Source organism: Mesorhizobium sp. P3_A9, assembly GCF_056402975.1.
This window is the reverse complement of the sequence record NZ_JBFUGJ010000307.1, coordinates 1-6,988: the sequence shown is the minus strand read 5'-3', so window position 1 is coordinate 6,988 and position 6,988 is coordinate 1. Positions and strand designations below refer to the sequence as shown.

Genomic DNA, 6,988 nt, shown 5'->3' with positions numbered 1-6,988 from the left:
CTCCATGCCTTCAGAGTATGGGCTTTCAGTTCTTTGCGATTGGGGAATTTTGCCTTTTCAGGATCATAAGGCAGGGGTGGATCGACGTAATTTGTCTCGGTTCTCCACTCTTCTGCCGCGCTGTGGAGGTCTTCAARAAACCTGAACGATTCTCGGGCCGGTCTGCTCGCCAGAAAAGATCGAAATCCGCCACTGAGAAATCATCTCGCACAGCTCTTCGACCGTATGGCCTGATCGCTCTGCCCAATCCTGCGTTGCCAGTATCCACGGCGAATTGTACGTCAGCCCGGTAAACGCTCCGCTCTTGCTGTCGAAATCCCGGATAATCCGAGCAAGAATATCCCGAAGACCCTGTTTGGGGTCTCCGAATATCTGCGAGGGCTCATTCATCGGGTGTGATCCGGGCGTTGCGAATCTACTTCTCCGAGACCCCCGCCTCGGCAAAGCTTGCCATCCTTGCATGGCACTCGAGCGCCGAGCGGACGATGTTGACCGCGAGGCAGGCGCCGGAGCCTTCGCCAAGACGCATGCGGAGATCGAGCAGCGGCGGCAGGCTAAGTGCTTCCAGAAGGCCGCGATGGCCGGATTCGGCGGAGACATGGGCCGCGATGGTGTGGGCGAGGCCGGTCGGGTGCAGCTTTGCCAGCGGGGCTGCGGCTGCGGTGCAGACGAAGCCGTCGAGCAGCACGGGTATGCCGAGATGACGGGCGGCCAGCGTGGCGCCGAAGATGGCGGCGAGTTCGCGGCCGCCGAGTGCAGCCGCAATGCCCAGCGGATCGGCGAGGGCAGCGGCGTGGCGCTTGAGACCGGCTTCGATGGCGACCACCTTGCGCTTCAGGCCGGCATCGTCGACGCCGGTGCCGCGCCCGGTCCATTTTTCCGCGCCGCCGCCAAATAGCGCCGCCGAAATGGCAGCCGCCGGCGTGGTGTTGCCGATGCCCATTTCACCGAAGCAGACGAGGTCGAGGTCTTTCGTCACTGCGTCATAGCCAGCTGAGACGGCGGCGAGAAAGGACTTCTCATCCATTGCCGGCACTTGCGTGAAATCGCCGGTCGGATGATCGAGATCGAGCGGGATGACGTCGAGTTCGGCRCCGGCGATACGGGCRAGCTGGTTGATGGCAGCACCGCCGCCGGCGAAATTCGCCACCATCTGCACGGTCACCTCGGAGGGGAAAGCCGACACGCCTTGCGCGGTGACGCCGTGATTGCCGGCGAAGACGAACACCTTCACCCGGTCCAGTCTGGGCATGTCGCGGCCCTGCCAGCGCGCCAGCCATGCGGCGATGGTCTCCAGCCGGCCGAGGCTGCCTTGCGGCTTGGTCAGCGTGTCCTGGCGGCTGGCAACGGCCTTTGCGGCCGTATCGCTTCCGGCGGGCAGATCGAGGCAAGCGGCGCGCAGTTCATCGAGGGATTTGAAGGGCATGGGGGCAAGGTCTCCGGAAGGGAATCAAGGGGAATCAGGCCAAAGGGAATCAAGAGAGGGCTACGGAAGCGACGAGCAGCACCGCGATTTCGCTCACTTGCTGCAAGGCGCCGATCGTGTCGCCGGTCTGGCCACCGATTTGGTTGAGGCAGAGCGCATGGAAGGCGGCGAACAGCAGGCCAAGCAGGATCAGCGCGGCGATGGCGCCGCCGAGCCCAAGCAGCACGAGCGGGATGGCGCCAAGCACGGCAGCAGTAATCGCTATTTCAAGCGAGACGGTGCCGGCGCCGGCCGAGAGGCCGTCGTCGCGCGCCGGGGGCAAGAGATGCATGAAGGCGCCCAGCATGCCACGCGAGGCCGCGTGCGCGGCAACAAGGGCAAAGAGAGCCTGCGTTGGGTCGACCAATTGCGACAACGCGCTCCAGCGGATGAGCAGTGATAGAGCCAGCGCCATGGCGCCATAAGCGCCGATGCGGCTGTCGCGCATGATCTCCAGTTTGCGTCCGCGCGATTTGCCGCCACCAAAGCCGTCGGCGACGTCGGAAAGCCCGTCCTCGTGCAGGCAGCCGGTGGTGATCACCGTTGCGACAAGGGCAAGGGCTGCCGACGGACCCATGGCAAGGCCAAACCGTTCCGCCGTGGCAAAGACGATGGCGCCGATCAGGCCGACGACAAGGCCGGCGATGGGGGCGGCCCAGATCGCGGCGGCAAGGCTGCGGCCGCGAAAATCGAAGACGGGGAGCGGCAGTCTGGTGAAAAACACCAGGCAGTGCGCGATGTCATCGAGGATCTGCCGGGGCGAAACGATGATGTTCCGGACCATGAGCCTGATCTTTTCCGAAAACCGGTCGCCATTTTTCGGCATCTTGTTCTAGCCCCTCGCAATGGCGTGGAAGAAGGTGCCGCTGACATGACCGCGCCGGTAGCCGGAAGCGCCGATCGGATTGCCCTGGCCGTCGGCGAGGTCGGCCAAAGGTTCATCATTGCCGGTGGCTGTCATCTGCGCATAGTGGAATTCGTGGCCACGGATCAGCGCGCCCTGTGAGCCAAGCGGGCAGTCGGCGCGCAGCCGCGCCTCGCGATAGCCGAGGTTCATTTTTCTCTTGGCGAAGCTGGTGGAGTGGCCGAGCAGGCCGAGCATGCGATGCGTTTCGCCGGTTGGATCCTCCAGCGCTTCGCCAAGCACCATGAAGCCACCGCACTCGCCGTGAATGGGCTTCGTTGCGGCAAATCCTGCCATGCCGGTTTTGAACGTCTCCGCCGCTGCGAGCTTGCCGGCATGAAGCTCGGGATAGCCGCCGGGCAGCCAGCAGACATCGCACTCGTGGTCGGGCGCTTCGTCGGCGAGCGGCGAGAACGGAACGATCTCCACGCCGGCCTTGCGCCAGTAGGCGGCGACATGCGGGTAGAGGAAGGTGAAGGCGGCATCCTCGGCCAGTGCGATGCGTTGGCCGGGCGGCTGCAGCGCGCCGTCGAAGTCACCAACTGCCGGGGTGAGGGGCGTTGCCAGCGCCATGATCGCGTCGAGATCGAGCGATTTCTCCGCCATGTCTGCCAGTCGGTCGAGATGCGCCATCAGATCATCATACTCGCCGGCCTGGACGAGGCCGAGATGGCGTTCGGGCAAATTGAGCGTGGGATCGCGCAGGATGGCGCCGACGACGGGCAGACCGATCGCCTCGATGGCGTCGCCGGACAGCCGGCGGTGGCGCTCGCTGCCCAGCCGGTTAAGCACGACGCCGGCCATGCGCACATCCGGGTCGTAGGTGGCAAACCCCTTGGCGACGGCCGCCGCCGTGGTCGATTGGCCGGACACGTCGAGCACCAGCAGCACCGGCAGGCCGTAGAGCCGGGCGAGGTCGGCGGCAGAGCCGGTGCGCCCCGGCGCGGCCGGAATGCCGTCGAATAGGCCCATGGCGCTTTCGAGGATGACGAAATCGGTGTCGTCGGCCTGTTGCGCGGCGAGCGCATTGAGCAGCGATGGCGGCATCGCCCAGCTGTCGAGATTGACGCCGGACAGCCCCGTGGCCGCGGTATGAAAACCGGGGTCGATATAATCAGGCCCGGATTTGGCGCCACGCACTTTCAGTCCACGACGGGTGAGTGCGCGCAGGATGCCGATGGTGACGCTGGTCTTGCCCGAGCCGGAACGCGGCGCGCCGATGATGATGGCGCGGGCGGTCATGCTTGCCCCATCAATGCCGCGCGCATGGCGACGATGCCGCCGACGACGATCAGTGCCGGCGAGGCAAGGCCTGCGGCGGCGGCTTCCTCGGCGATGGTGGCGAGCGTGGCGACGACGGTTCGTTCCTGCGGCGTCGTCGCGGCGACGATCACCGCCGCCGGCGTCGATGGCGCCAGCCCGCCGTCGAGCAGGGCGGCTGCGATCAGCGGCAGATTGGCCATGCCCATATAGACGACGACAGGCTGGCCGGTGCGGGCGATTGCTGCCCAGTCGATGTCGTCATCGGTGCCGGCGGCGTGGCCGGTCGCCAGGATCACCGCCTTGTTGATGCCGCGCATGGTGGCCGGAATGCCGGTGGCCGCCAGCGCGCTGAGGCCCGAGGTCAGGCCGGGCAGCACGCGGAACGGGATGTTTTCGCGCGCGAGTGCCAGCGCCTCTTCGCCGCCGCGGCCGAAAATATAGGGATCGCCGCCCTTCAGCCKGACGACGCGGCGGCCTTCGCGCGCCAGCCGCACCAGCAAAGCGGTGATGTCGTCCTGCTTCATCGACGGTTTTCCGCCGCGCTTGCCGGCAAAGAACAGCTCGGCGTTTGCGGCCACCGCGACGACATCCGGCGAGACGAGCGCGTCGTAGACCAGCGCATCCGCCTCGGTCAGCGCTGCCAGCACTTCCAGGGTCAGGCAGCCGGGGTCACCAGGACCGGCGCCGGCCAGCCAGACATGGCCAGGCTCGAGCCGGCGCGGCTTGAAGTTCAGCCGGGCGAGCGCCTGTTCGAGCGTGGCGTTTTCGCCGTTGTCTTTGGTGCTGCCGCTCACAATCCGTCCCGTCCGCGAAAGCGCCGCTGATAATGGGCGTCGTACAATGAACTCTCGCCAAAGCCTTCCGCCGCCAGCGAGCGGCTGACGAAGATGATCGCAGTGCGCTCCATCGGATCGGCGGCAAGCTGTGCCTCGATGGTCGCCAGCGTGCCGGTCAGCACGCGCTCATCCGGCCAGGAGGCGCGGAAGACGATCGCCACCGGGCAATCGCCGCCATAATGCGGCGTCAGCTCGGTGACGACGCGATCGATGGCGTGGATGGCCAGATGAATGGCAAGCGTAGCGCCGGTGCGGCCGAAACCGGCCAGCGTTTCGCCGGGCGGCATCTTTGAGGCGCGGCCGGAAACGCGGGTCAGCACCAGGCTTTGCGCGATCTCGGGAATRGTCAGCTCGCGGCGCAGCGCGGCAGCGGCAGCGGCGAAGGAAGGAACGCCCGGCGTCAGCGTGTAAGGGATGCCGTGCTTTTCCAGCCGGCGGATCTGCTCGGCAACGGCACTCCACACCGAGAGGTCGCCGGAATGCAGGCGGGCGACATCATGGCCGGCGTTATGTGCGTCGAGATAGGCGGCCTCGATCTCGTCGAGCGACATCGGTGCGGTGTCGATCAGTTTCGTTCCCGGTGCGCAATGCTGCAGCAATTCGGGAGCGACGATCGAACCGGCGTGGAGGCAGACCGGGCAGCTTGCCAGAAGCCTGGCGCCGCGCAGCGTGATGAGATCGGCGGCGCCCGGACCGGCGCCGATAAAATGGACGGTCATTCAGCATCTCCGCTGATGGCGATGGCGCAGGTGACCGGGCCGAACACGGTGCGGGGGCCAAGCAGTTTTGCCCCGACGCCGGCAACGGCGAGGGCTGACGCTTCGGAAACCGACGGCGTGCCGGCCAGATCTTGCGAGAGGCTGCGCGAGGCGGCCCCCTCATCCGGCCCTTCGGGCCACCTTCTCCCCGTTGGGGAGAAGAGACTGGCGCCGGCGCTGGTAGTCTCCTCTCCCCTCGGGGAGAGGTCAGCCGAGCGAAGCGGAGGCTGGGTGAGGGGGAGCGACGGTTCGGATCCCGCGACATCCACCACTATGACAGGGAGATTGAGTTCACGGCCGGCGGCGAAAATGGCCTCTTCGCGGCGTTTGAACTCGGTTGTCGCCAAAGCGGACAGCGCAGTCATCGCCAGCCCATGTGCTTCGAGGGTAGTTTCTATCGCGGCAAGCACGTCTTCAACGCTCACGCCTTTTCGGCTGCCGATGCCCGCGACTATCATGGCTTCACCCAGCTCCACTGGGTGACCGGCATCGCCGGCCGCCATGCCTGCATCGAGCCAACGGGCGAGGCGCGCGAAATGTTTATCCTGGTGAGATCGCCACCGAGTTTCGTGTGCTGGGCGAGAAGCAGGGCTTCCATCTCCAGCGTCACCGCATTGGCGACCAGACGGCCGCCAGGGCGCAGCGCCTTGATGGCGGCCTTCAACACGCCGGTGTCGCTGCCGCCGCCGCCGACAAAGATCGCGTCCGGCGTGTCCAGCCCTGCAAGCGCCTTGGGGGCGCTGCCTTCCACCACGACAAGGCCGGGAACGCCGCAGGCGGCGGCGTTGCGGTGGATGCGGGCGGCGCGGGTCGGGTCGGCCTCGATGGCGATAGTGCGCATCAGGGGATTGGCCAGCATCCATTCGATGCCGATCGAACCGGAGCCGGCACCGATATCCCACAGCAATTCGCCACGCCTCGGCGCCAGCGCCGAAAGGGTGATGGCGCGGATTTCGCGCTTGGTGATCTGGCCGTCATGGTCGAAGAGATGATCGGCAAGGCCGAACRCCAATGGCAGAATACGTGCATCCGGGCCGGATTCAATTTCGACCGCCAGCACGTTGAGCGGATTGATGTTTTCGAGGGCGAAGGCATCGGCGCGAGCCGTGCGCTGCGTTTCCTTTGGCCCGCCAAGTGCCTCCAGGACCGTCAGCCGCGAGGCGCCGAAATCGAGTTCGGTGAGCAGGCGGGCAATTGCCGCTGGCGCTTCGGCATCCGACGTCAATGCCAGGATGCGCGCGTTTGGCTGCAGCAGCGGCCGGATCAGGTCGAGCGGACGGCCATGCAGCGAGATCGTCTCGATGTCCTGCAGTGCCCAGCCCAGGCGAGCGGCCGCCAGCGAAACGGCTGACGGCGCGGGGATGACATGCATCGCCTGCGGCTTCACTTTGCGGGCGAGAGTGGCGCCGACCCCGTGGAAAAAGGGATCGCCGGAGGCGAGCACGCAGACGCGCCTGCCAGCAAGCGCCAGCACGTCGCTCATTCCCGCATCGAAAGGGACCGGCCAGGGGCAGGGCTTGCCTTTGGCGAAGGACGCGACAAGCGCCAGATGCCGCTTGCCGCCGAAGATGAATTCCGCTTCGGCGATCCGCTGCTTGGCCTCGTCGCCGAGACCGGCTAAACCGTCCTCGCCGATGCCAATGACCGTCAGCCATCGAGAGTTGAGCTTGGCGCTGCGCGGACCCTCAGCAGGCATGATGACCCACCGTATTCTGATACTCGGCGGCACCACGGAAGCCCGGCAACTGGCCGGAAGACTGGC

General features: G+C 66.2%; 8 protein-coding genes. All 8 read right to left on the bottom strand.

Going from position 1 to position 6,988, the window contains the following annotated elements; all coding sequences use genetic code 11:
• Nucleotides 1-132: 132 nt before the first annotated feature.
• Genes AC1DX0_RS28010 through cbiE form a run of 8 tightly spaced genes read right to left on the bottom strand, consistent with a single transcriptional unit; the run spans nt 133 to nt 6,922 of the window.
• Nucleotides 133-390: a hypothetical protein gene (locus tag AC1DX0_RS28010; RefSeq protein WP_477357640.1), complete on the bottom strand. Its 258-nt coding sequence runs from the start codon at nt 388-390 to the stop codon at nt 133-135.
• Between the two features lie 25 nt (nt 391-415).
• Entirely contained in the window at nt 416-1,426 is a 1,011-nt protein-coding gene (cobT, locus tag AC1DX0_RS28005) for a nicotinate-nucleotide--dimethylbenzimidazole phosphoribosyltransferase (RefSeq protein ID WP_477222058.1), read from the bottom strand.
• A 49-nt stretch (nt 1,427-1,475) separates the two neighbouring features.
• Nucleotides 1,476-2,249, bottom strand: a complete 774-nt coding sequence (gene cobS, locus AC1DX0_RS28000; protein WP_477222059.1) for an adenosylcobinamide-GDP ribazoletransferase — start codon at nt 2,247-2,249, stop codon at nt 1,476-1,478.
• A 48-nt stretch (nt 2,250-2,297) separates the two neighbouring features.
• A complete protein-coding gene (locus AC1DX0_RS27995; protein ID WP_477222060.1) occupies nt 2,298-3,611 on the bottom strand; it encodes a cobyrinate a,c-diamide synthase in 1,314 nt (437 codons plus the stop codon).
• A complete protein-coding gene (gene cobA / locus AC1DX0_RS27990) occupies nt 3,608-4,426 on the bottom strand; it encodes a uroporphyrinogen-III C-methyltransferase (RefSeq protein ID WP_477222061.1) in 819 nt (272 codons plus the stop codon). Before cobA ends, AC1DX0_RS27995 begins: the two co-directional genes overlap by 4 nt.
• Complete coding sequence (cobM, locus tag AC1DX0_RS27985) at nt 4,423-5,187, bottom strand: precorrin-4 C(11)-methyltransferase (RefSeq protein ID WP_477222062.1); 765 nt, start codon at nt 5,185-5,187, stop codon at nt 4,423-4,425. The genes cobA and cobM overlap by 4 nt, the downstream gene beginning before the upstream one ends.
• Nucleotides 5,184-5,684, bottom strand: coding sequence for a cobalamin biosynthesis protein (locus AC1DX0_RS27980; protein ID WP_477222063.1), 501 nt, complete (start codon nt 5,682-5,684; stop codon nt 5,184-5,186). The genes cobM and AC1DX0_RS27980 overlap by 4 nt, the downstream gene beginning before the upstream one ends.
• Nucleotides 5,681-6,922, bottom strand: a complete 1,242-nt coding sequence (cbiE, locus tag AC1DX0_RS27975; RefSeq protein ID WP_477357637.1) for a precorrin-6y C5,15-methyltransferase (decarboxylating) subunit CbiE — start codon at nt 6,920-6,922, stop codon at nt 5,681-5,683. Before cbiE ends, AC1DX0_RS27980 begins: the two co-directional genes overlap by 4 nt.
• Nucleotides 6,923-6,988: the final 66 nt, after the last annotated feature.